General features: G+C 72.1%; 24 protein-coding genes. 13 read left to right on the forward strand and 11 right to left on the reverse strand.

Translation table 11 applies throughout. The features are described from left to right. Position 1: 1 nt before the first annotated feature. Together serB and EFL26_RS15285 are read right to left on the reverse strand one after the other, a co-directional pair. Entirely contained in the window at positions 2 to 1261 is a 1260-nt protein-coding gene (gene serB, locus EFL26_RS15280; protein WP_123223687.1) for a phosphoserine phosphatase SerB, read from the reverse strand. Further along, entirely contained in the window at positions 1258 to 1983 is a 726-nt protein-coding gene (locus EFL26_RS15285) for a hypothetical protein (RefSeq protein WP_123223688.1), read from the reverse strand. Before EFL26_RS15285 ends, serB begins: the two co-directional genes overlap by 4 nt. Before the next feature lie 96 nt (positions 1984 to 2079). Between EFL26_RS15285 and EFL26_RS15290 the strand changes: the two genes are divergently transcribed. From EFL26_RS15290 to EFL26_RS15305, 4 genes are all read left to right on the forward strand, one after another. After that, entirely contained in the window at positions 2080 to 2880 is an 801-nt protein-coding gene (locus EFL26_RS15290) for an ABC transporter ATP-binding protein (RefSeq protein WP_123223689.1), read from the forward strand. A gap of 52 nt (positions 2881 to 2932) precedes the next feature. Beyond that, positions 2933 to 3394 (forward strand): NfeD family protein, encoded by a 462-nt coding sequence (locus EFL26_RS15295; protein ID WP_123223690.1) that lies wholly within the window; start codon positions 2933 to 2935, stop codon positions 3392 to 3394. 62 nt (positions 3395 to 3456) lie between these two features. Continuing rightward, positions 3457 to 4599, forward strand: coding sequence for an SPFH domain-containing protein (locus EFL26_RS15300; protein WP_123223691.1), 1143 nt, complete (start codon positions 3457 to 3459; stop codon positions 4597 to 4599). Further along, positions 4596 to 5366 (forward strand): sulfite exporter TauE/SafE family protein, encoded by a 771-nt coding sequence (locus tag EFL26_RS15305; RefSeq protein WP_123223692.1) that lies wholly within the window; start codon positions 4596 to 4598, stop codon positions 5364 to 5366. The genes EFL26_RS15300 and EFL26_RS15305 overlap by 4 nt, the downstream gene beginning before the upstream one ends. 13 nt (positions 5367 to 5379) lie before the next feature. On the opposite strand, the gene EFL26_RS15310 is transcribed toward EFL26_RS15305, so the two are convergent. From EFL26_RS15310 to EFL26_RS15320, 3 genes are read right to left on the reverse strand one after another with little or no spacing between them, the layout of a single operon-like run. Next, on the reverse strand, positions 5380 to 5739 hold the full coding sequence (locus EFL26_RS15310; RefSeq protein WP_148046727.1) for a DUF4267 domain-containing protein: 360 nt from the start codon (positions 5737 to 5739) through the stop codon (positions 5380 to 5382). A 36-nt stretch (positions 5740 to 5775) separates the two neighbouring features. Next, on the reverse strand, positions 5776 to 6753 hold the full coding sequence (locus EFL26_RS15315) for an alpha/beta hydrolase (RefSeq protein WP_123223694.1): 978 nt from the start codon (positions 6751 to 6753) through the stop codon (positions 5776 to 5778). Continuing rightward, on the reverse strand, positions 6734 to 7261 hold the full coding sequence (locus EFL26_RS15320; RefSeq protein ID WP_123223695.1) for a YbhB/YbcL family Raf kinase inhibitor-like protein: 528 nt from the start codon (positions 7259 to 7261) through the stop codon (positions 6734 to 6736). The genes EFL26_RS15315 and EFL26_RS15320 overlap by 20 nt, the downstream gene beginning before the upstream one ends. Positions 7262 to 7330: 69 nt before the next feature. On the opposite strand from EFL26_RS15320, the gene cobA reads away from it, so the two are divergent. Beyond that, positions 7331 to 8593 carry a uroporphyrinogen-III C-methyltransferase gene (gene cobA, locus EFL26_RS15325; RefSeq protein ID WP_123223696.1) on the forward strand — a complete coding sequence of 421 codons (1263 nt, stop codon included), beginning with the start codon at positions 7331 to 7333 and terminating at the stop codon, positions 8591 to 8593. 9 nt (positions 8594 to 8602) lie between these two features. Continuing rightward, positions 8603 to 9439 (forward strand): TrmH family RNA methyltransferase, encoded by an 837-nt coding sequence (locus EFL26_RS15330; protein WP_246000208.1) that lies wholly within the window; start codon positions 8603 to 8605, stop codon positions 9437 to 9439. 53 nt (positions 9440 to 9492) lie between these two features. Here the strand turns inward: EFL26_RS15330 and EFL26_RS15335 are convergent, their stop codons facing one another. Together EFL26_RS15335 and def are read right to left on the reverse strand one after the other, a co-directional pair. Further along, positions 9493 to 10245 carry a hypothetical protein gene (locus EFL26_RS15335; protein WP_123223697.1) on the reverse strand — a complete coding sequence of 251 codons (753 nt, stop codon included), beginning with the start codon at positions 10243 to 10245 and terminating at the stop codon, positions 9493 to 9495. Positions 10246 to 10347: 102 nt separating this feature from the next. Then, complete coding sequence (gene def / locus EFL26_RS15340; RefSeq protein ID WP_246000209.1) at positions 10348 to 10920, reverse strand: peptide deformylase; 573 nt, start codon at positions 10918 to 10920, stop codon at positions 10348 to 10350. 108 nt (positions 10921 to 11028) lie between these two features. On the opposite strand from def, the gene EFL26_RS15345 reads away from it, so the two are divergent. Next, complete coding sequence (locus EFL26_RS15345; RefSeq protein WP_123223699.1) at positions 11029 to 12393, forward strand: acyl-CoA dehydrogenase family protein; 1365 nt, start codon at positions 11029 to 11031, stop codon at positions 12391 to 12393. Positions 12394 to 12464: 71 nt separating this feature from the next. Then, a complete protein-coding gene (locus tag EFL26_RS15350) occupies positions 12465 to 13679 on the forward strand; it encodes an acyl-CoA dehydrogenase family protein (RefSeq protein ID WP_123223700.1) in 1215 nt (404 codons plus the stop codon). A gap of 1 nt (position 13680) precedes the next feature. On the opposite strand, the gene galK is transcribed toward EFL26_RS15350, so the two are convergent. Continuing rightward, on the reverse strand, positions 13681 to 14754 hold the full coding sequence (gene galK / locus EFL26_RS15355) for a galactokinase (protein ID WP_246000210.1): 1074 nt from the start codon (positions 14752 to 14754) through the stop codon (positions 13681 to 13683). Between the two features lie 56 nt (positions 14755 to 14810). Here galK and EFL26_RS15360 point away from each other — a divergent pair, with 56 nt between their 5' ends. Continuing rightward, a complete protein-coding gene (locus tag EFL26_RS15360) occupies positions 14811 to 16247 on the forward strand; it encodes a GuaB1 family IMP dehydrogenase-related protein (protein ID WP_183408198.1) in 1437 nt (478 codons plus the stop codon). Here EFL26_RS15360 and EFL26_RS15365 read toward each other — a convergent pair. Further along, positions 16211 to 17752 carry an FAD-dependent oxidoreductase gene (locus tag EFL26_RS15365; protein ID WP_123223703.1) on the reverse strand — a complete coding sequence of 514 codons (1542 nt, stop codon included), beginning with the start codon at positions 17750 to 17752 and terminating at the stop codon, positions 16211 to 16213. The genes EFL26_RS15360 and EFL26_RS15365 overlap by 37 nt on opposite strands. A gap of 195 nt (positions 17753 to 17947) precedes the next feature. On the opposite strand from EFL26_RS15365, the gene EFL26_RS15370 reads away from it, so the two are divergent. Both EFL26_RS15370 and EFL26_RS15375 read left to right on the forward strand, forming a co-directional pair. After that, the gene (locus EFL26_RS15370; RefSeq protein WP_123223704.1) at positions 17948 to 18274 is read left to right on the forward strand and encodes a plasmid stabilization protein; all 327 of its coding nucleotides are present in this window, start codon (positions 17948 to 17950) and stop codon (positions 18272 to 18274) included. After that, entirely contained in the window at positions 18271 to 19257 is a 987-nt protein-coding gene (locus EFL26_RS15375; RefSeq protein ID WP_123223705.1) for a TIGR03557 family F420-dependent LLM class oxidoreductase, read from the forward strand. Before EFL26_RS15370 ends, EFL26_RS15375 begins: the two co-directional genes overlap by 4 nt. Here EFL26_RS15375 and EFL26_RS15380 read toward each other — a convergent pair. Then, a complete protein-coding gene (locus EFL26_RS15380; protein ID WP_183408199.1) occupies positions 19209 to 19796 on the reverse strand; it encodes a DUF6328 family protein in 588 nt (195 codons plus the stop codon). The two genes, EFL26_RS15375 and EFL26_RS15380, sit on opposite strands and share 49 nt — an antisense overlap. A 135-nt stretch (positions 19797 to 19931) precedes the next feature. On the opposite strand from EFL26_RS15380, the gene EFL26_RS15385 reads away from it, so the two are divergent. Then, positions 19932 to 20759, forward strand: a complete 828-nt coding sequence (locus EFL26_RS15385) for a sigma-70 family RNA polymerase sigma factor (protein ID WP_123223847.1) — start codon at positions 19932 to 19934, stop codon at positions 20757 to 20759. 146 nt (positions 20760 to 20905) lie between these two features. On the opposite strand, the gene EFL26_RS24265 is transcribed toward EFL26_RS15385, so the two are convergent. Next, positions 20906 to 21079 carry a hypothetical protein gene (locus EFL26_RS24265; protein ID WP_183408200.1) on the reverse strand — a complete coding sequence of 58 codons (174 nt, stop codon included), beginning with the start codon at positions 21077 to 21079 and terminating at the stop codon, positions 20906 to 20908. Positions 21080 to 21269: 190 nt separating this feature from the next. Here EFL26_RS24265 and EFL26_RS15390 point away from each other — a divergent pair, with 190 nt between their 5' ends. Beyond that, entirely contained in the window at positions 21270 to 22049 is a 780-nt protein-coding gene (locus EFL26_RS15390) for a GAF and ANTAR domain-containing protein (RefSeq protein ID WP_246000211.1), read from the forward strand. The last annotated feature ends 17 nt before the right edge of the window (positions 22050 to 22066 follow it).

The raw sequence follows: 22066 nt of genomic DNA on the forward strand, positions 1-22066 counted from the left end.
GTCAGTCGAGCGGCGGCGCGGGCGTGACGATCCCGGCGGCGGCGTCCGCGGCCTCGATCTCCTCGCGGCTGATCCCGAGCAGGTACATGACGGTGTCCAGGTAGGGCACGTTCACCGCGGTGTGTGCCGCCTGCTGCACCACCGGCTTGGCGTTGAAGGCGATCCCGAGACCCGCGGCGCTGAGCATGTCCAGGTCGTTGGCGCCGTCGCCGATCGCGATCGTCGCCGCCTCCGGTACGCCGGCCTCGGCGGCGAACCGCCGCAGGGCGCGCGCCTTGCCGGCCCGGTCGACGACCTCGCCGACGACCCGACCGGTGAGCTTGCCGTCGACGATCTCCAGCTCGTTGGCGGCCGAGAAGTCGATGCCGAGGTCGGCCGCCAGCCGGTCGGTGATCTGGCTGAAGCCGCCGGAGACGATCGCGAACCGGTAGCCGAGCCGCTTGAGGGTGCGCACCGTGGTGCGGGCGCCGGGGGAGAGCACCAGGTCGTCGTACACCTGGTCCAGGCAGGACGCGTCGACGCCCTCGAGCAGCGCCACCCGCTCGCGCAGGCTCTCGGCGAAGTCGAGCTCACCGCGCATCGCCGCCTCGGTGACCCGGGCGACCTCGGCCTCGCACCCGGCGTGCGCGGCGAGCATCTCGATCACCTCGCCCTGGATCAGCGTGGAGTCGACGTCCATGACGATCAGCCGCATCCCGCGACGGAGCAGGTCGGCGGACTGCACCGCGACGTCGACGCCCTGGAGTGCCGCCTCGGCCGAGAGGATCGCGCGCAGCCGCTCGGGTGCTGCCCCGGAGACGTGCAGGTCGATCGCGGTGACGGGGTAGCGCGCCATCCGCTCGATCCGGTCGATGTTGGCGCCCGTGTCCGCGATCCGTCCGGCGATGGCGGCCACCGCGCTCGAGCGCAGCGGGGACCCGAGCACGGTCACGTGGCTGCGTCCCTCGGGACGTGAGCGGTTGTCGCCGGCGCCCTTCTCGACCTCGACGCTCATGTCGAGCCCGGCGGCCACCTGCTGGACCGCGTCGCGCAGCGCCTTCCAGTCGCGGGGCTCGCTGACCAGCAGACCCAGGACGAGACGCCGCCGCAGCACGATCTGCTCGATGTCGAGGACCTCGACGTTGAAGCCGGCGAGGGTGCTGAAGACCGTGGAGGTCACGCCGGGCCGGTCCTTGCCGGTCAGCGTGATCAGCACCGTCTTGGGCCGGGACGTGCCCTCCGGGGCGCGGTGCTGAGGCGTCGGATCGCTGCGCTCGGTCATGACGCAGTGAGGCTATCGGAGCAGACGGCCACGATCGCCCGGCGGGCCGCGCGGTCCAGATCGGTGAGACAGCGCCGCCGCTCCGCGATCTCGTACGCCGACGCGGCACCCCCGTCGTCGTCCAGCGCCAGCTCGGCGATCTGCAGGCAGAGCACCGCCCGGTCGAGGTCCTCCGCCGCCCGTGGGGGGACGCCCGGCGGGAGGGTCAGCGGCGGGCGGTGGCGCACGTTCATCAGCAGGTCGGGGATCTCCGGCTGCCAGGAGGCGACGTCGAGGCGGGTGAGCTCGGCCGTGGTCGTGACCAGGGCCTGGCGCAGCTGGCGGCCCTCCTCCGAGGGGTCCGGCGGAGGAGCGGGCTCCGCCGCCGCCGACTGCCAGAGCACGGTGCGAGCGTCGAGCGTGGGCACGAGCCCGCGCCCGGTACCGGCCAGCGCGACGGCCTCGCCGGCCTCGAGGGCGAGCGCGTTGAACGCACTCGGCCCGCGCAACCCGAGCAGGTCGCCGGCGACGGGCAGGGCGAGCGCCGCCCTCGTGCCGGAGGCCCGCAGGACGGCCGCAGGCAGCTCGACGAGCGTCGTCGCGTCGCCGGGATGCGGCCAGTCGACCACGAGGTGCTGCGGGTCGCTGCCGCGGACCGCCTCGGCGAAGTCGTCGGGTCCGACGGAGCCCCGCAGGCACGCGTTCAGCCACAGCGCGAGCGCGGCGCTCCGGGGAAGGGACACGCGTCGAGGGTAGTCACGCTAGGTTGTCACGGAACCGCCCGGGCGGCCGTCCGTCGCCCGACACCTTGCCCGCAGCCGCCATGCACCGAGGGATCCATGAGCACCGTTCTCGAACTTGCCGATGTCACCGTGCGGCGAGGTCAGGCGACGTTGCTGGACCAGGTCAGCTGGACGGTCCAGGAGGACGAGCGCTGGGTGATCCTCGGCCCCAACGGTGCCGGCAAGACCACCCTGGTCCAGCTGTGCTCGGCGCAGATCCACCCGACCAGCGGCGTCGCCGGCATCCTGGGCGAGGTGCTCGGAACCGTCGACGTCTTCGACCTGCGGCCCCGGATCGGCTACACCAGTGCCGCGGTGGCCGAGCGGATCCCGCGTGACGAGCTCGTGCGTGACGTGGTCGTGTCCGCGTCGTACGGCGTGGTGGGGCGCTGGCGCGAGCACTACGACGAGCTGGACCACGACCGCGCCCGGGCGCTGCTCGTCGAGGTCGGCGCCGGCAAGCTGCTCGACCGCACCTTCGGCACCCTCAGCGAGGGCGAACGCAAGCGGGTGCAGATCGCGCGCTCGCTGATGACCGACCCCGAGCTGCTCATCCTCGACGAGCCGGCCGCGGGTCTCGACCTCGGCGGTCGCGAGGACCTCGTGTCGACGATGACCGTCCTGGCCAACGACGCACTTTCGCCCGCGATCGTCCTGGTCTCCCACCACGTCGAGGAGATCCCGCCCGGGTTCACCCACGCCCTGATGCTCCGCGAGGGACGGGTCATGGCGCAGGGCCCGATGGCCGAGGTGATGACGGCGCAGAACCTCACCCTGACGTTCGGCATGAGCCTGATGCTCACCTACGAGGACGGCCGGTACGCCGCCCGCCGCCGCACCCGTCGCCACGTCGGCTGAGGCCGTGTGCCGAACCGCTCCGGCCACTGGGCGGCTTGGATAGGGTCGTTCCATGGACTGGTTCCGCGATCACCTCTGGGAGACCTGGCTGATGATCGCCGTCGCCCTCGGGGTCCTGGAGCTGCTCAGCACCGACCTGATCCTGATCATGCTCGCCGGCGGTGCGCTGGTCGGCATGGTCGTGGCGCTGTTCGGCGTACCGGTCGGCGTGCAGATCGTGCTCGCGCTCGCCACGGCCGTCGGACTGCTCGCCGTGATCCGGCCGGGCATGGTGCACCGCCTCCACGCGGGCCCCACGCTGCGCACCGGCGCCGATGCCCTCATCGGTCAGCGGGGCTACGTCCTCGAGCCGATGTCGCACGCCGCGCCCGGCCGCGTGAAGATCGGCGGAGAGGTCTGGTCCGCGAAGCCCTACGACGAGGACGACCAGATCGAAGCCGGTACGACGGTCGACGTGGTGTCGATCAAGGGCGCCACCGCCTATGTCCTGCGCACCCATCAGCTGGAAGCCTGAGCCCAGGGGCGACCACCGACCACCCATCGAGCCCACCCGGGCTCCCGATCAGAGGAAACCGCATGCCGTTCGTGTTCGCGTTCTTCGTGGTGCTCGTGCTCTTCGCGACCCTGGTGCTCGCCCGGACCATCCGGATCGTGCCGCAGGCGCGGGCCGGCATCGTCGAGCGCTTCGGGAAGTACCGTGCCACCCTGCAGCCGGGGCTGAACATCGTGACCCCGTTCGTCGACCGCGTGCGGTACGTGATCGACATGCGCGAGCAGGTGGTCTCGTTCCCGCCGCAGCCGGTGATCACCGAGGACAACCTCGTGGTCTCGATCGACACGGTCATCTACTTCCAGGTGACCGACCCGGTCGCTGCGACGTACGAGATCGCCAACTACATCCAGGCCATCGAGCAGCTCACCATGACCACGCTGCGCAACATCGTCGGCGGCATGGACCTCGAGCAGACGCTGACCTCGCGTGAGGACATCAACCGAGGACTCTCCAGCGTGCTCGACGAGGCCACCGGTCGCTGGGGCGTGCGCGTCGGACGCGTCGAGATCAAGGGGATCGACCCGCCGCCGTCGATCAAGGACTCGATGGAGAAGCAGATGCGCGCCGACCGCGACAAGCGGGCCGCCATCCTGACCGCCGAGGGCCAGCGCCAGTCGGCGATCCTGACCGCCGAGGGCAACAAGCAAGCAGCCATCCTCAACGCCGAGGGCAACCGCGAGGCCGTGATCCTGCGCGCCCAGGCCGACCGCGAGTCGGCGATCCTCCGGGCCCAGGGCGAGGGGCAGGCGATCCAGACGGTGTTCCAGGCGATCCACGACGGGCAGCCGGACCAGGCACTGCTGGCCTACCAGTACCTCCAGATGATGCCGAAGATCGCCGAGGGCGACGCCAACAAGGTGTGGGTGGTGCCGTCCGAGATCACCAAGGCGCTCGAGGGCCTGGGGTCGGCGGTCCACGAGGTGTCCGGGATCCCGAAGCACACCGGCGGCCCGCGCACCAGGGTCGACATGGGCTCCATGGAGCGGGTGGAGGTCGGCGGCAGCGACCCGTCGCTGTCGAAGGCACACCAGGACGTCAAGGACGCGATCGCCGCTGCGGAGGCCTCCGCGGCGGGCGGGCCGATCAGCACTCCGACCGCCGATGCGCCGAGCAGCGACGCACCCGACGCAGCACCGCCCGCGGCGGGACCGCCCAGCGCCGGATGATCTCCTCGTTCTGGGAGGCCGTTCTCGTCCTCCTGGGCGGGGTGTGGGCCGGGACGATCAACACGATCGTCGGGTCCGGCACGCTGGTGTCGTTCCCGATCCTCGTCGCCGTCGGGCTGCCGCCCGTCACCGCGAACGTCTCGAACTCCGTGGGCCTGGTCCCCGGCTCGCTCACCGGGGCCTGGGGCTACCGGCGCGAGCTGCAGGGCCAGGGGCACCGCCTGCGCTGGCTGATGCCGGCCACGACGCTCGGCGGCATCCTCGGTGCGGTGCTGCTGCTCCGGCTGCCGTCGGCGGCGTTCGAGGCCGTGGTGCCTGTGCTGATCGGGCTCGGGGTGCTGCTGGTCGTGCTCGGTCCCCGGATCCAGCGCGCGGTGGCAGCCCACCACGAGGAGCGTGGCGGGCTGCCCGAGCGCGGCGCGTGGTGGGTGTGGCCGGCGGTGTTCGGGACCGGTGTGTACGGCGGCTACTTCGGCGCCGCACAGGGCGTGCTGCTGATGGCGGTCTTCGGCATCGGCGTCGACGACCACGTGCAGCGCCACAACGCGGTCAAGAACGTGCTCGCGGCGCTGGTCAACGCCGTGGCCGCCGTCGTGTTCATCCTCGTGACCCACGTCGACTGGCTGGCCGCGGTCCTGGTCGGGGCGGGCGCGATCATCGGCGGTCTGATCGGCGCCTCGGTGGGACGCCGGCTCTCCGCGACGCTGCTCCGCGGTGTGATCGTCGTGGTCGGTGTCGTCGCGCTGGTGGCGTTCGTGGTGCGTTGAGGAACGGCGAGTCTCAGCGCCCCGTGACGAGCCCGATCGCCCCGGCGAGGACCGCACCCACGGCGGGCACGGTGAGGCCGACGCCGACCGACTGGTTGACGGAGCCCGACCTCATGGCGTCGTAGCCGGCGAACGCGTCGGCGCCGTCGACCGCCATGCCGAGGGCGACCAGCTTGCGGCGGGCCGCACCCTTCGACACCAGCGTCACGGCGCCGAGCGCGATCTCGCGGGAGCCGAACAGGCGGCTCATGTAGGGCAGCTGCGGGTTGCGCGCGGCGTCGAGGCGGAAGAGCTTCGCGGCGACGTCGGGGGAGGCGAGGGCGGTGGCGCCGATCACGATTCGGCCGAGGGCGAGTCCGGTCACAGGGTTCATGGCCGAGACGTTAGCGGCTCGGGCCAGGAACGTGTTCTAACCCTCGACGTACGCCGTGAGGAACCGGGCGATCTCGTCGAAGACCACCTTGCGAACCTCGGGCCGCGACAGGGTCACGTCGTGGATCGCGCCCTCGACCTGCGCGAGCGTGACGTGGCGGCCGAGCAGCGTCGACCGGCGCCGGATCTGCTCCACGTCGAGCACGATGTCGGTGCTCGAGACGTCCGGGTCCTCGATGGACGACGGGTGCCCGGACCGGGTCGAGGCCAGCACGAGCACCGGCGCCCGTACGTCGATGCCCGCCGCAACGCGTGCCTGCCCGGTGCGGATGGCCCGGATCCAGCCGGCGTACACGGGCCACGACTCCAGCGGCTTCCAGGCGAGGTCGAACTCCCACTCGCCCTCGTGCTCGTGGTGAAGGCTGCGGGCATAGATCCCGCTGACCTTGCGCGGCACCATCAGGCGCGACCGCCGAGCGCCGACCCGGTGCAGCACCGGCATCGCGAGGTAGCGGGTGATCGCGTCGCCGTGCATGTCCAGCCACGGGGAGTTCAGCACCATCCCCGCGACCTCCAGGCCGCGGTCCGAGGCCCACAGCGGCACGGTCAGACCGCCCGTGGAGTGCGCGGAGAGCACGACGTGCTCGTGCTCCCGCGACACCACCTCGAGGGCGAGGTCGAGCTCCTCGTAGTAGGCGGACAGGTCGGTCACGAAGTTCGGCGTCTGGTGCGCGAGCAGCGAGCGGCCGTACTTGCGCAGGTCGAGCGCGTAGAAGTCGTAGCCGCGCTCGCACCAGAAGTCGGCCGCAGCCACCTGGAAGAAGTAGTCCGCGAAGCCGTGCACGTGCAGCACGGCCCGCCCGGTCGGACGGTCCGCCGGACGGTGCACGAGCGTGGCGACGCACTCACCCTCGTCGTCGGCGGCCAGCCGCAGGGTCCTCGCGACGTACGGCGCCCCCAGGACGTCCGGACGGTCCTCCCGCGAGGACGTCTCCTCAGTGCTGGTAGGTGCCATGGATGATCGCGCGACCGAGCGTCTTGAAGGCCAGGTTGAAGCTCACCACGGCCGGCGACGCGTCGGAGTCGACGCCCAGGGTCTCCTCCTTCACCGCGTGCACGACGAAGAAGTAGCGGTGCACCTGGTCTCCCTGGGGCGGAGCGGCACCCATGAACGCCTTCGATCCGCCGTCGTTGCGGCACATGAACGCCTTGCCGGGCAGGGTCGCGCCCTCCGCGCCGGCGCCGGTGTCGAGCGAGGTCACGTCGGCGGGCAGGTCGACGAGCACCCAGTGCCAGAAGCCGGAGGGCGTGGGGGCGTCGGGGTCGAAGCAGGTGACGGTGAAGCTCTTGGTGCCCTCCGGCACGTCGCTCCACGACAGCTGGGGGGAGGTGTTGCCCAGGGCGGCCACCTGGTCGTCCTTGAGCGGCTGGCCGTCGGTCACGTCCGCGCTGGTGACCGTGAAGGACGGCACCGTCGGGAGCAGCGGGTAGGGATCGGGGGAAACCGGGCGTTCGATGCTCATGGCGTCAACCTAGTCCGGTGGGTGAACCCACGTCATGCCCCCGACACACGGCGCCACCACAATGGACCGGTGAGCGCGACACCGCCCGGTCGACCCGGCCCGACGTACCCGTCAGGACTCCGCCTCGAGGGGCGCAGGGTCGTGGTGGTCGGCGGCGGCCAGGTCGCTCAGCGGCGGGTTCCCGGCCTGATCGCCGCCGGGGCCGACGTGCACGTCGTCTCGCCGCACGTCACCCCCGCGCTCGAGGGGCTCGCGGACGCGGGCGAGGTGACCTGGCTGCGTCGCGGTTTCGCGGACACCGACCTCGACGGGGCCTGGTACGTCATCGCCGCGACCGACGACAGTGCCGTCAACGACGCGGTGAGCGCGGCGGCCGAAGCGCGCCACACGTTCTGCGTGCGCTCCGACGACGCGAACCGGGGAAGCGCGTGGACCCCGGCGGTCGGGCGGCACGGCGAGGTGACCGTCGCCGTGCTCGGCGACCAGCGCGAGTCCCGCGACCCGCGACGGACGGCCGCCCTGCGCGACCGGATCCTCGACGGGCTGCACTCCGGTGAGCTCGAGGGAGCGACCGGTCCGCGTCCTGCCGGGGTCGTGCTGATCGGCGGCGGACCGGGGGACCCCGACCTGATCACCGTGGCCGGCCGCAAGGCGCTGATGGACGCGGACGTGGTCGTCGCCGACCGGCTCGCCCCGCGCGAGCTGCTCGGTGACCTCAGCGCGGACACCGAGCTGATCGACGTCGCCAAGCTGCCCCGCGGCCGCTCGGCCCAGCAGGACGAGATCAACCGGGTGATCGTCGAGCGTGCCCTCGCCGGCAAGCGGGTCGCACGGTTCAAGGGCGGCGACAACTTCGTGTTCGGCCGCGGCTACGAGGAGATCCTCGCCTGCCGCGAGGCCGGCGTACCGGTCACGGTGATCCCCGGGGTCAGCAGCCCGCTCGCCGTCCCGGCGATCGCCGGCATCCCGGTGACCCACCGCGGGGTCACCCACGAGTTCACGGTGATCTCGGGCCACCTGCCCCCGGAGCACGCCGAGTCGCTCGTCGACTGGGACGGCGTCGCCCGCCTGCGCGGCACCCTCGTGCTGATGATGGCCGTCGAGAACGCTCCGGCGATCGCCAAGGCCCTCCTGGTCCGCGGTCGCGACGAGGACACGCCCGTCGCGGTCGTCTGCGACGGCACCATGCCGACCCAGCGCACCGTGCTCAGCACGCTCGGCGCGCTCGCCGACGACCTGGCCCGCCACGCGGTGACCGCGCCGGCGATCATCGTCGTCGGCGAGGTGGTCCGGATCGCGCATCCCGAGGCCTACCCGAGCCTCGGAGGTTGAGGTGCGAGCGTGCCAGCCTCGAAACCGCGCCTGATCGAGATCGACGCGGCCGACGACCCCCGCCTGGCCGACTACCGCGACCTGCGTGACGTGCAGCTGCGCCAGCATCTCGAGGCGGAGCACGGCCTGTTCATCGCCGAGGGCGAGAAGGTGGTGCGCCGCGCCGTCGAGGCGGGCTTCGAGCCGCGGTCGTTCCTGATGGCGCCGCGGTGGCTGGAGGGCCTCGACGACGTCCTGTCCGGCTCGGGCGCCCCCGTGTACGTCGTACCGGAGGCGCTCGCGGAGGAAGTCACCGGCTTCCACGTCCACCGTGGCGCGCTCGCCTCGCTGCACCGTCGCCCGCTCCCGAGCGTCGAGGAGGTGGTCGCCGGCGCGCGATCGGTGCTCGTCCTGGAGGACGTCGTCGACCACACCAACGTCGGCGCGATCTTCCGCTGCGGCGCGGCCCTCGGCTTCGACGCGGTTCTCGTGGCGCCGCGCTGCGCCGATCCGCTCTACCGGCGCTCGATCAAGGTCGGCATGGGCGCGGTCTTCACGACCCCGTGGACTCGTCTGCCGGACTGGTACGACGCGCTCCCGGCCCTGTCCCGAGCGGGCTTCACCACGGTTGCGCTCACCCTCGCTCCCGACGCGACCGCGATCGAGGACGCGGTCGCCGGCGTCGACCGCCTGGCGCTCGTGCTCGGCTCCGAGGGCCACGGCCTGTCGCCGCGCTGGGAGGAGTCAGCCGACCGCCGCGCGATCATCCCGATGGCGGCCGGCATCGACTCGCTCAACGTCGCCGCGGCCGCCGCGGTGGCCTGCTACGTCGCTGCCCGGCGGTCAGGAACGGCTCCCGGCGGTTAGTCCCACACGAAAAGCACCGTGATCCGGCCCGAACCGGTGCCGAACGTGTGGGACTAACCGGGTTGGGCCGGTTCCCGCCGACGGGCCAGCTCCACGCCGACGACGACCAGCACGCCCCACAGCGCCGCGAGTGCGCCGCCGACGGTCCCGAGGCTGCCGTGGAGGTCGGGGTAGACGATCGACTCGACGCCGAGCCAGACGGCGGTGAACGCGGCCGTCCACGCCGGGAGCCGGCCCCGGGTGACGGCGGCGAGCCCGGCGAGGCCGAGGACTGCGAGCGCCAGCGAGGCCTGCATCGGCCAGTGGGAGACGCCGTTGGTGATGTCCTCGGTCACCGTGGCGTTGCGGGCCAGCGGCTCGGCGTACGCGATCGCGGCGGGGAGGGCGACCGCGGCCAGGGCCGCCAGGACCACGTCCGGACGCCGCGGTCGCAGCCCACGCCAACGGCCCAGCGCCGCGAGGAGGCCCACAGTGAGCGCGAGCCCGAGGCCGTTCCACAGCTGCGGCAGGGCGCCGGCCCAGGCAGCTCCGGCCAGGACCGCCATCGTCACGACCGCGAGCTGCGCCAGTGCCACCGAGCGCCCCGGACGGAAAGCCAGCAGCACGAGGGGGACGGCGAAGAGGACGAGGTAGAGCAGCCCCCAACCCGACTCCAGCAGGTAGTCCTGGTGGAACTCCTCGTCCTGGACGACCACGACCAGCAGGTCGATCAGCCCGAACCAGAAGAACCCCCAGAAGACCGCGGCCAGCGCGGCGACCACCGCGGCCGCGACGCGCCTGCTGCGGGACATGGTCTCGGCCGGCATGGGCAGAGTGTCGCAGCGGACCAGCCGGGTAGTCCCACACGAAACGCACCGGTTCGGTCCCGGGAACGGTGCTTTTCCTGTGGGACCACCGGGTTGTGGGGATCAGGCCGGCCAGGTCTCCGGGTACTCCTCGGCCGCGGCCTCCATCTGCTTGCGCAGCTTCTTCCGCATCCGGTCAGAGAGCCGGTCGCCGAAGACCGTGCCGTGCAGGTGGTCGGTCTCGTGCTGCAGGCAGCGGGCCAGCAGCCCCGTGCCCGCGAACTCCACCGGCTCGCCGTCGAGTCCCTGGCCGGTCACGCGCGCCCGGTCGGGACGGGCGCACGGCACGAAGGCGCCGGGATAGGAGAGACAGCCCTCCTCGGTGTCGTCGAGCTGACGGTCCTTGCCCTCGGGCAGGTCCAGGACCGGGTTGCACACCACGCCCCGGTACGACGTGCCGGACTCGTCGGGGCAGTCGAAGACGAAGACGGCCAGGTCGACGCCGATCTGGCAGGCGGCGAGGCCGACCCCCTCGGCGGCGTACATGGTCGCGACCATGTCGGCGGCCAGGTCACGCAGGGCGTCGCCGAACTCGGTCACGGGACGCGCGGGGCGGTGCATGACTGGATCGCCCCATCGGGTCATCGGTCGGACGGTGCCCCCCTCGGGCAGGACGGGTGCGGTCGACTCGGCCATGGCTCCGATCATGCCGGAGGCGCGCCCCGGGGCGGGCAGGGACCCGAGTGACCGGCGCCACTCCGCGAACCTGTAGCGGTATGTGTAACTCGGAGTTACAGTTGCGGCATGGCTTTCCAACCCGTGAAGAGCGTGCTGTCCGCCGGAGGCAGGCACGGACTCAGTGAGAACGAGAAGCGCGACCCGATCGGCCTCGCCGTCGCGGCGCTGAACCGGTTCGCGCAGAGCGACCTGATCGACCGGCTCGGCATCCGCAGGAGCAGCGAGCAGACCGTCTTCCGGGTCACCAGCGCGGGCTTCCGCACCGCCGGCGCCGCCGGGCGCGCGTTCGCCCGCGCCGGCAAGGCCGGTGCCGGCAAGAGGGTGCCCTCCGCCGCCGGCAAGGGCCTGTTCGACCTCACCCCGACCGAGGACGAGCAGATGCTCGTCGACGTCGTGAAGGAGTTCGCCGCCGAGGTCGTGCGCCCGGCCGCGGCCGAGGCCAACGAGACCTGCACCGCCCCCGACGACCTGCTCAAGGCCTCTCTGGAGATCGGGCTGCCGATCCTCGGTGTGGCCGAGGACCTCGGTGGCATCGCCACCGAGCGGTCTGCGGTCGGCGGCGTGCTCGTGCACGAGGCGCTCGCCCACGGCGACCTCGGTCTGGCCGTGGCGGCCCTCTCCTCGGGCGCCGTCGCGACCGCGCTCTCGCTGTACGGCACCGACGAGCAGCAGTCGACGTACCTGCCCGCGTTCGCCGGCGACGAGGTGCCGGCCGCGGCGCTCGTGCTCGCGGAGCCGACCGCGCTCTTCGACCCGCTGGCCCCGGCGGCGAAGGCCACTCGCAAGGGCGACGGGTTCGTCCTCAACGGCGTGAAGTCCGGCGTGGCGCGCGGCGCCGAGGCCGAGCTGTTCGTCGTCGGTGCCGAGCTCGACGGTGCGCCGCAGCTCTTCCTCGTCGAGTCGAAGACCTCGGGCGTCACGATCGAGTCCGACCCGTCGATGGGTGTGCGTGCCGCCGGCCTGACCCGGCTGCTGCTCGAGGACGTCGAGGTCGAGCCGATCGCGCTGCTCGGCGACGCCGCGGTCCACCGCGAGGTGGTCCAGAACTCCCGCCTCGCCTGGTGCGCGCTCGCGGTCGGCACCGGGCAGGCGGTGCTCGACTACGTCACGCCGTACGTCAAGGAGCGGCAGGCGTTCGGCGAGCCGATCGCGCACCGCCAGTCGGTGGCGTTCATGGTCGCCAACATCGCGATCGAGCTGCAGGGCATGCGCCTGCTCACCTACAAGGCCGCGAGCCGGGTGGCGCAGGGCAAGGACGCCTCGCGCGAGATCGCGCTGGCCCGCCGGCTCTGCGCCGAGAAGGGCATGCAGATCGGCCTGGACGGCGTCCAGCTGCTGGGCGGCCACGGCTACGTCAAGGAGCACCCGGTGGAGCGGTGGTACCGCGACCTGCGTGCGATCGGCCTGATGGAAGGAGCGGTCCTGGTCTGACTTCCGCTGGTTGAGGTGCGAGCGCCAGCGAGCCTCGAAGCCCCGGAAGTCCAAAGACAGGAGACAAGACGATGATCAATCTCGAAACCCCCAAGAAGGTCCGCCCGCTCGTCGACCAGGCGCACCAGGTCGCGATGAACATGCTGCGACCGATCTCCCGCAAGTACGACGCGGCCGAGCACGAGTACCCCAAGGAGCTCGACATGCTCGCCGCGATGATCGACGGGCTCTCCGAGTCCGGGGCGTCCGGCGGTGCCGGTGCGGCCGGCGTACGCCGTGACGAGAGCGCCGAGGAGAAGGCAGGCAACAAGAACGGCGCCAACCTCGCGTCGGTGCTCTCGATCATGGAGATGTGCTGGGGCGACGTCGGCCTGCTGCTCTCGATGCCCCGCCAGGGCCTCGGCAACTCCGCGATCGCCTCGGTGGCCAACGACGAGCAGCTGGAGCGGTTCAAGGGCACCTGGGCCGCCATGGCGATCACCGAGCCCGGCATCGGCTCGGACTCGGCCAACCTCTCCACGACCGCCCGCAAGGACGGCGACGAGTACGTCCTCAACGGCGAGAAGATCTTCGTCACCTCCGGCGAGCGCGCCGACAGCGTGGTCGTGTGGGCCACGCTCGACAAGTCGATGGGCCGCGCCGCGATCAAGTCCTTCGTCGTGCAGAAGGGCACGCCCGGCATGAACGTCGAGCGGCTCGAGCACAAGCTCGGGATCCGTGCGTCCGACACCGCGGTGATCACGTTCACCGACTGCCGGGTGCCGGCGGCGAACCTGCTCGGCTCGCCGGAGATCGACACCAAGCAGGGCTTCGCCGGCGCGATGGCGACCTTCGACAACACCCGCCCGCTGGTGGCTGCGATGGCGGTCGGCTGCGCCCGGGCGTCGCTCGACCTGACCCGCGACATCCTCGAGCAGGCCGGGATCGCCATCGACTACGACCGGCCGGCCCTGAGCCAGTCGGCCGCGGCCGCGACGTTCCTCCAGCTCGAGGCCGACTGGGAGGCGGCGTACCTGCTGACGCTGCAGTCGGCCTGGATGGCCGACAACCGCAAGCCCAACTCCATGGAGGCATCCATGGCGAAGGCGAAGGCGGGCCGGATGGGCACCGACGTCACGCTGCGCTGCGTCGAGCTCTGCGGCACGCTCGGCTACTCCGAGGCCGAGCTCCTCGAGAAGTGGGGCCGGGACTCCAAGATCCTCGACATCTTCGAGGGCACGCAGCAGATCCAGCAGCTGATCGTCGCCCGCCGGATCCTCGGGCTCAGCAGCGCCGAGCTGAAGTGACCTACTGAGCGGAGGGCGCGTCCACGCGCGCGCCCTCCGACGGCTGCGCGTCGATGTGTGCGGGCGCGCCCCAGCCACGGGCGGCGAACGCCTCGTCGATCGCCCGGCGGACCTCGGCGACGCGTTCCGTGTCGACGAGCGCGATCGCCGAGCCGCCGAAGCCGCCGCCGGTCATCCGGGCTCCGATCGCCCCGGCGGCCAGCGCGGCCTCGACCACGGCGTCGAGCTCGGCGCAGGACACCTCGAAGTCGTCACGGAGCGACTCGTGCGAGGACGTCATCAGGGCGCCGGCCTCGGCCCAGTCGCCCAGGTCGAGCGCTCGGACGAACTCCGCGACGCGCTGCTGCTCGGAGAACACGTGCCGGGCGCGCCGGCGTACCCGCTCGTCGGTCAGGGCGGTCAGGGCGGACGCTGCGTCGTGCACCTGGCTGAGGAGGTCGACCCCGAGCGTCCGCGCCGCCAGCTCGCAGTCGGCCCGACGGGCGCTGTAGCCGCCGTCCACGTGCTCGTGGGCCACCCGGGTGTCGACCGCGAGCAGGGTGAGCCCGGCGGACGCGGGGTCGAACCCGACCTGCGTCGACGAGCCGTCCGCGAAGTCGAGGAGGATCGCGTGCCCGGCCCGGGCGAACATCGACGCCGTCTGGTCCAGGCCGCCGGTCGGAGCCCCGACGTACTCGGTCTCGGCGCGGATGCAGGCGGTGGTGAGATCCTCCCGGGTGCACCCGAGCCCCAGCAGGGCGTCGATCGCGGTGGCCACGCTGCACTCGAGCGCGGCCGAGCTCGACAGGCCGGCACCGACGGGCACGTCGGAGGAGATCTCCACGGTGAGCGGCTCACGGACGCCGAGCACCTCGAGCACGCCGACGACGTACGCCGCCCACCCGGCCGGCCGCTCGCCGACCCCACCGGTCCACTCGAGGTCGCCGCTGCGCACGGTCACGCCCCCGTCGGCACGCGCGATCCTGGCCGTGGTGCGCTGGGGGAGGCCGATCGGCAGGCACAGGCCGCCGTTGTAGTCGAGGTGCTCCCCGATGAGGTTCACCCGGCCGGGGGCGCTGGCGATGACGTGATCCACGGGGAGCATCATGCCCGGTGCCTGCCGGGGAGGGCGCGCCGGAGTAGATTCGGTCGGTGCGTTTCCTCAGCGACCGTCGACCGGTCCACGACCTGACCTACGACGACGTCTTCATGGTGCCGCGACGGTCCGCCGTCGCGTCCCGGTACGACGTCGACCTCTCCAGCCAGGACGGCACCGGCACGACCGTCCCGCTCGTGGTCGCCAACATGACTGCGGTCTCCGGGCGCCGGATGGCCGAGACGATGGCCCGGCGCGGAGGCCTGGCTGTGCTGCCGCAGGACATCCCGCTCGACATCGTGGCCGAGGTGGTCGCGTGGGTGAAGGGCCGCCACCCGGTCTTCGAGACCCCGATCACCCTCACCCCGCACGAGACCGTCAGCGACGCGCTCGCCCTGCTGCCGAAGCGAGCCCACCTTGCCGCGGTGGTCGTCGACGGCGGCGCGCCGGTCGGGATCATCACCGAGGCGGACTGCCTCGGCGTCGACCGGTTCACGCAGGTCGGCCAGGTGATGACGACGGAGATGGTCACGCTGAGCGACGACGTGGACGCTCGCGCGGCGTTCGACGTGCTGTCGGCCTCGCGCCACCGGCTCGCCCCGGTCGTCGACGCGGCGGGCGAGCTGGTCGGCCTGCTCACCCGCATCGGAGCACTGCGCTCGACGATCTACGCGCCGGCCCTCGACGCACACGGCGCCCTGCGGGTCGCCGCCGCGATCGGCGTGAACGGCGACGTGGCCGCCAAGGTCGAGCGCATGGTGGAGAGCGGGGTGGACACCCTGGTGGTCGACACCGCCCACGGCCACCAGGAGCGGATGGTGGAGGCGCTGAAGGCGGTGCGCAGCGTCGACCCGTCGATCCCGGTGGTGGCGGGCAACGTCGTGGCTGCGGACGGCGTCCACGACCTCGTCGAGGCGGGAGCCGACATCGTGAAGGTCGGCGTCGGTCCCGGGGCGATGTGCACCACCCGGATGATGACCGGTGTCGGCCGGCCGCAGTTCAGCGCCGTCGTGGAGTGCGCCGAGGCCGCGGCCGAGCACGGTAAGCACGTCTGGGCCGACGGGGGAGTGCGCCACCCGCGCGACGTCGCCCTCGCGCTCGCCGCGGGAGCCTCGCAGGTGATGATCGGCTCGTGGTTCGCCGGCACCTACGAGTCGCCCGGTGACCTCCAGCGCAGCGCCGACGGCCGTGCCTACAAGGAGAGCTTCGGGATGGCCTCCGCGCGGGCCGTGGCGAGCCGGACCGCGACCGACGACGCCTTCGAACGCGCCCGCAAGGGCCTCTACGAGGAGGGCATCTCGTCGTCCCGGATGTTCCTCGACCCGGCCCGCCCCGGGGTGGAGGACCTCGTCGACGAGATCTGCTCGGGCGTCCGCTCCGCCTGCACGTACGCCGGCGCCCACGACCTCGGGGAGTTCTCCGACCGTGCCGTGATCGGGGTCCAGTCCGCCGCCGGCTACGCCGAAGGCAGGCCGCTGCCCGCCGGTTGGTGAGCCCCCCGCTCCACCTTCGCCAGCGGCCGCGTGGCCGGGCCCTCGATCACCTCGCCCTCCGGGTCGAAGCGGGAGCCGTGGAGCGGGCAGTCCCAGCTGCGCTCCTGGTCGTTCCACCGCAGCACCCCGCCCAGGTGCGTGCACACGGCGGACACCGAGCAGGCGGCACCGCCGACGTGGCTGACGCCGGCGGGCCGCAGGCCTGACCGGCCCACGGCTCCCGTGCCCTCCGGCACGTCCTCGGGCAGCGACCTGGCCTCCGCCTCGAACAGCGCCTTCGCCTGGGCCGCCCCGGCGAACAGCCCCTGTCGGGCGAGGCCGGCGATGGTCCGCACGTTCATCGAGCGTTCCTCCAGCTCTTCCGACCAGCTCGCCGGCTTGCCCAGGAGGTCGGACGAGATCGCACGCGCGGCCGCCACGGCGTTGGTCATGCCCCACTTGTCGTAGCCGCTGGCCAGGTGGATCCGCCCGGAGGTCCCGGGCACCGGGCCGAACATCGGGAGCTCGTCCGGGGTGCCGTAGTCCTGCGCCGACCACGCGTGCGTCTCCACCGACCCGGGGAAGTGCTCGGCGGCCCAGCGCCGCAGGTCGTCGAGCTGCGCGGCCTCGGAGCGGGTCCGGCCGACGTGGTGCCCCGACCCGCCGACGAGCAGCTGCTCCGGAGCCGATCGAGGCGCCGTGGTCCGCACCGAGCGCACCGGCTGGCCGGCCGAGAGGAACATGCCCGGCACGGTCTGCGCGCCCTCGAGCGCGATCAGGTACGACCGGCTCGCGGTGATCTTCGCCGCCCACAGCCAGCCGCTGAGGGTCGGCGCGCCGGTCGCGATCACCAGGCGGTCGGCGGTGACGGTGCTGCCGCCCGCAAGCTGGACGACGATCTCCGCGTCGCTGTGCTTCACCGACCGCACCCGGTGGCCCTCGTGCACGGTGCCGCCGTGCGAGCGGAGCTGGTCGGCGAGGGCGTGCAGCACGTCCATGGGGTCCAGCTGGACCTGGTCCTCGAGCACGACGGCCCCGTGCACCTCGAACGGCACGTCGAGGGAGTCGGCCCAGCGCACGGGGAGGCCGACCGCGGCGAGCGCGTCGTGCTCCTCCTGGACGGCGGAGACCTCGGACGGCGTCGCGGCGTACGTCCCTGCCGGCCGGAGGGCGTAGGGAACGGCGTGGTCGTCGCAGAACTCACGCAGCCACGCCTGCCCCTCGCGGTTGGCCTCGATGTACGCGCGCACCACCCGCAGCGGCTGCCGGGCGCCGATGCGGGAGAGCTTCGTGCCCTGGACGAGGCTGACCTTCGCCGTGCTCGAGCCGGTGGTGCCCGACCCGATGCTGCGCGCCTCGAGCAGCGACACCCCGACGCCGGCCCGCGCCAGCAGCACCGCGGTCGTCAGACCGGTCAGGCCGCCCCCGATCACGAGCGTGTCGACGTGACCGGTGGCCGGCAAGGGGTCCGGGAACGCGGGTCGGGGTGCGTCCTCCCAGAGCGGGAGGGTGGCGGAGGTGCTCATCGTGCTCCTCGGGTTCGGTACAGGCGTGTCCTGCGCGCGGCAGGGGGACCTTGGCGCGGTACCCGTCCCGGACGACGCTCATGCCGTTCGCGGGCGTCGGCCTGCCGCCGCTCGACGGCATGGCGGGCCGGGCGGCCGGGTACTCCTGCCGCGACGCCGTCAGCCGACGGCCACCGACGACGCGAGGAGGTCGTGATGCCACAGCGAGCATGGAGCAAGAAGCGCGAGCGCCAGTACGACCACATCAAGTCCGGCCTGGAGGACCGCGGGCACTCCGAGGACGAGGCCGAGGAGATCGCCGCTCGCACGGTCAACAAGGAGCGGGCCCGGCACGGCGAGGCACGTGAGAGCAGCCGGACGTCGACCGAGGACATCTCCTCCGGTCGCCGCGGCGGACTCCGCTCGCACCAGGGCGAGGGCGGCCGGACCTACGACCAGCTCTACCAGGAGGCCCGGCGCAAGGGCGTCAAGGGCCGGTCGAAGATGAACAAGGCCCAGCTCGAGAGGGCGGTGGGCCGTTGAGCCGCACAGAGGGAGGCGCACCGACCTTCGGCTACTTCCTCTCCACCGAGGAGTACACCCCGCAGGAGATCGTCGAGCAGGCCCGGCTGGCCGAGGAGGCCGGCTTCGAGGCCCTCTGGATCAGCGACCACTTCCACCCGTGGAACGACGAGCAGGGCCAGGCGCCCTTCGTCTGGTCGCTGATCGGGGCGATCTCGCAGGTGTGCCGGCTGCCGGTCACGACGGCGGTGACCTGCCCGACGATGCGGATCAGCCCGGTGATCGTCGCCCAGGCCGCGGCCACGGCAGCGGTCCAGCTCGAGGGCCGGTTCCGGCTCGGCCTGGGCAGCGGCGAGGCGTTGAACGAGCACGTCCTGGGCGACCCGTGGCCGGTGGCCGGCGTACGGCTGGCGATGCTGGAGGAGGCCGTGGGCCTGATCCGCGAGCTGTGGCAGGGCGACTTCGTCGACCACCACGGCGCCCACTTCACCGCCGAGCAGGCCAGGATCTACACCCGCCCCGAGCAGGCGCCCGAGATCTACGTCTCCGGCTTCGGTCCGGAGGCGACGCGCCTGGCGGCACGGGTCGCGGACGGCTACATCACCACGGCCCCCGATCGCGAGCTGCCCGACCTCTTCCGCACGGAGAGTGGCGACAAGCCCGTCACCGCCGGGTTCAAGGTGGCCTGGGCGCCCACGAAGGAGGAGGGGGTGGAGCAGGCGCACCGGCTCTGGCCCAACAGCGCCCTGCCGGGCGAGCTCGCGCAGGTGCTGCCGAGCCCGCGCCACTTCGAGCAGGCGAGCCGGCTGGTCACCCGGGAGATGATCGCCGACGCCGTTCCCGGCGGACCGGACGCCGAGACCCATCGGTCCGCCTTCGAGCCGTTCCTGGAGACCGGCTTCGACGAGATCTACGTCGGCAACATGGGCCCGCACTACGCCGAGATGATCGGCTTCTACGGCGCCGAGGTGCTGCCGGGGCTGCGCCGCGCCTCGGCGGCGTGACCGCCCTCTTCGTGGGATGCCCGCTCGACCAGCGGCACCACCCCCCACAGGAAGAGCAGGAACGCCAGCACTGCCCCACCGGCGACCAGGGCCGCCGTACGGTCCACGACCACGTCGAACACCAGCAGCACCACGCCGGCGCTGTCGAGGGCGAGCATCACCAGGGCCGCCCGGGCCGCGAGGTTCGCCGCCGACACGAGCCAGCGCCGCTTGCGCCGTCGGAAGAGGATCCGGTGGTAGGCCACCGGCGCCACGTTCAGACCGGTCGCCACGACCGAGCCGATGAGGACCGCCAGGTAGAGCCGCTCCTGGCCGTGGCTGAGGGTGGCGAACCGGTTGGTGAACGGCAACGTCAGCAGGAAGCCGGTGAGGATCTGGGTGCCGGTCTCGGCGACCCGCAGCTCCTGGAGCAGCTCGTTCCAGTTCCGGTCGAGCACCTTGTCGATCTCCGCGCCCCGGAGGTCGTCGTCGGAGTCGGGGTGAACCTCGGAGCCGCCGTCCTTCACCCGCTGCGGATACCCGAACAGCGTTCGCGCCATGCGCTCGCTGTCCGATTCAGCCGCTCTGAGGCGTTTAACCGGCTTCATCCGTGGTAGAACTGAGGGTGATGGGTCACTGGTCACAAAGCTAGGCCGCTCTGACCCCGGTTCGACAGGAGCATCACGATGCTCTCGATGAACACCACGTCCGTCCTCGATCCCGAGGACATCGACGATCGCACGCGCTCGACCCGCACGAAGGATCTGTTCGAAGCGCGAAGCGCCTCCGAAGATCCGCAAGAACGCCGCCAGCTGGCGGAGGAGATCGTGACGATCAACCTCCCGGTGGCCGATTCTCTCGCCCAGCGCTACTCCGCGCGGGGTCTGCCGATCGAGGACCTGATGCAGGAGGCCCGACTCGCCCTGGTGCGGGTCGTGGAGTCGTTCCGGCCGGAGTACGGTCACGACTTCCTCTCCTACGCGGTGCCCAGCATCCTCGGCGCGCTCCGCAAGCAGTTCCGGGACAGCGGGTGGACGGTTCGCCCGCCGCGTCGGATCCAGGAGGCGCAGCAGGCGATCAACCAGACCCGGTCCGACCTCCTCCAGGAGCTCGGCCGGGAGCCCCGCGTGAGCGAGCTCGCTGCCACGCTCGACCTGGACGAGGAGACGGTGATCGAGGCGCTGTCCGCGGACGGCTGCTACACGCCAGCCTCCCTCGACCGTCCGGTCGGTGGCGAGGGCGATGCTGATCCGGGCGGTCGCACGCTCGGGTCCGTCCTGGGCTCGGAGGATCCGGACTTCGCCAGCTGCGAGGCTCGGGTCGTCCTGCGCCCGCTGCTCTCGCGGCTCGAGGACCGCGACCGCACGGTGCTCAAGCTCCGTTTCGTCGACGGGCTGACGCAGCGCGAGGTCGGGGAGGAGATCGGCGTCACCCAGATGCAGGTCTCCCGGATCCTGTCGCGGATCTTCAACACGCTCCGCGACGAGGTCGGAGAGATGCCCGAGATCGCGCAGGCAAGCTGACCCGGCCGCCTGCCAAGGCGGGCGGCAGGCGCCTGACAAGGAGGGCCGCCGGACCAGGTGGTCCGGCGGCCCTCCCATGGGCGAAGTGCAGAGATGTTTCGCCCGGCCGGTCCGGCGTGGACGGCAGGACGGATCTGCCGCTGGGATCAGAGGGCGACGACGAGGTCGCCGGGGGTGATCGAGATGACGTTCCTGGACCATGCGGAGACGACCGCGTCCTCGAGCCGCTGGGACGACCAGCCGTCGAACTCTTCGTCGTCCATCAGGTCGGTGAGGAGGCGGGGCCCGGAATGCCGGAGCACGCCGAGCACATGGGCCATGTCCGCTTCTGCCCAAGCCCGCGGGAGGTCTCGCTGCGCCTGGCTCATGGACTCGCGATACCCATCGGACTCGAAAACATCCGTGGGAGTCCTAGAATGAGGCACGATGGCGACGCACGCCGTCGACGCGGTCGGTTCCCTCGGGAAGCAGCCCCGAGGTCATGGCAGAGAATGGGGAGGAGACCCTTCAGTGGGGACTGAGCGTGATCGCTACGCGGAGGAGTTCGCCGAGCTGGCGCTGGCGCTCCACGACGTCACGGTCGAGGAGACCGTGGAGAAGGTCCTCGAGTTCACCCTCAAGGCGATCGGCTGCGACTTCGCCGGCGTGATCTTCGTGCACGGCCGCAACCTCATCGAGACCGCGGCGGCCACCGATCCCATCGTCGCCAAGCTCGACGCCGTGCAGATGGAGCTGGGGGAGGGCCCGGACGTCTCCGTGCTGGAGAACCGGCTGAGCGTGATCGTCAGCGACACCCGGGTGGAGAGCCGGTGGCCCAACTGGGGCGCACGCGTGTACGACGCCGGGATCCGCAGCCTGCTCAGCGTGCGGATGTACACCGACGACGAGACCATGGGCACCCTCAACGCCTACTCCCGCAAGCCGGACGCGTTCGACATCGACGACCAGGCGGTGGCCCACATCCTGGCCCGGCACGCCGCGGTGGCGCTCGGCAACGCGCGCAAGATCGAGAACCTCTGGCTGGCCGTCGACGCGCGCAAGCGGATCGGTCAGGCCCAGGGCATCCTCATGGAACGCTTCGACCTCACCGCCGACCAGGCGTTCGCCGTGCTGCTGCGGTACTCCCAGGACAACAACGTCAAGCTCCGCACGGTCGCCGACCGCCTGGTGGAGACCCGTGAGCTGCCGATGGCGTCGGTGCCCCGCGCGACCACGGCCCGGAGCGACGCGGAGAACCGGCTCGCTGCCCCTCCCGCCGACGAGGCTGACGCCCAGAGCGCCGAGGCCTGATCCCGTCTAGCCTGTGT

The organism is Nocardioides pocheonensis (assembly GCF_003725535.1).
Lineage (GTDB): Bacteria > Actinomycetota > Actinomycetes > Propionibacteriales > Nocardioidaceae > Marmoricola > Marmoricola pocheonensis.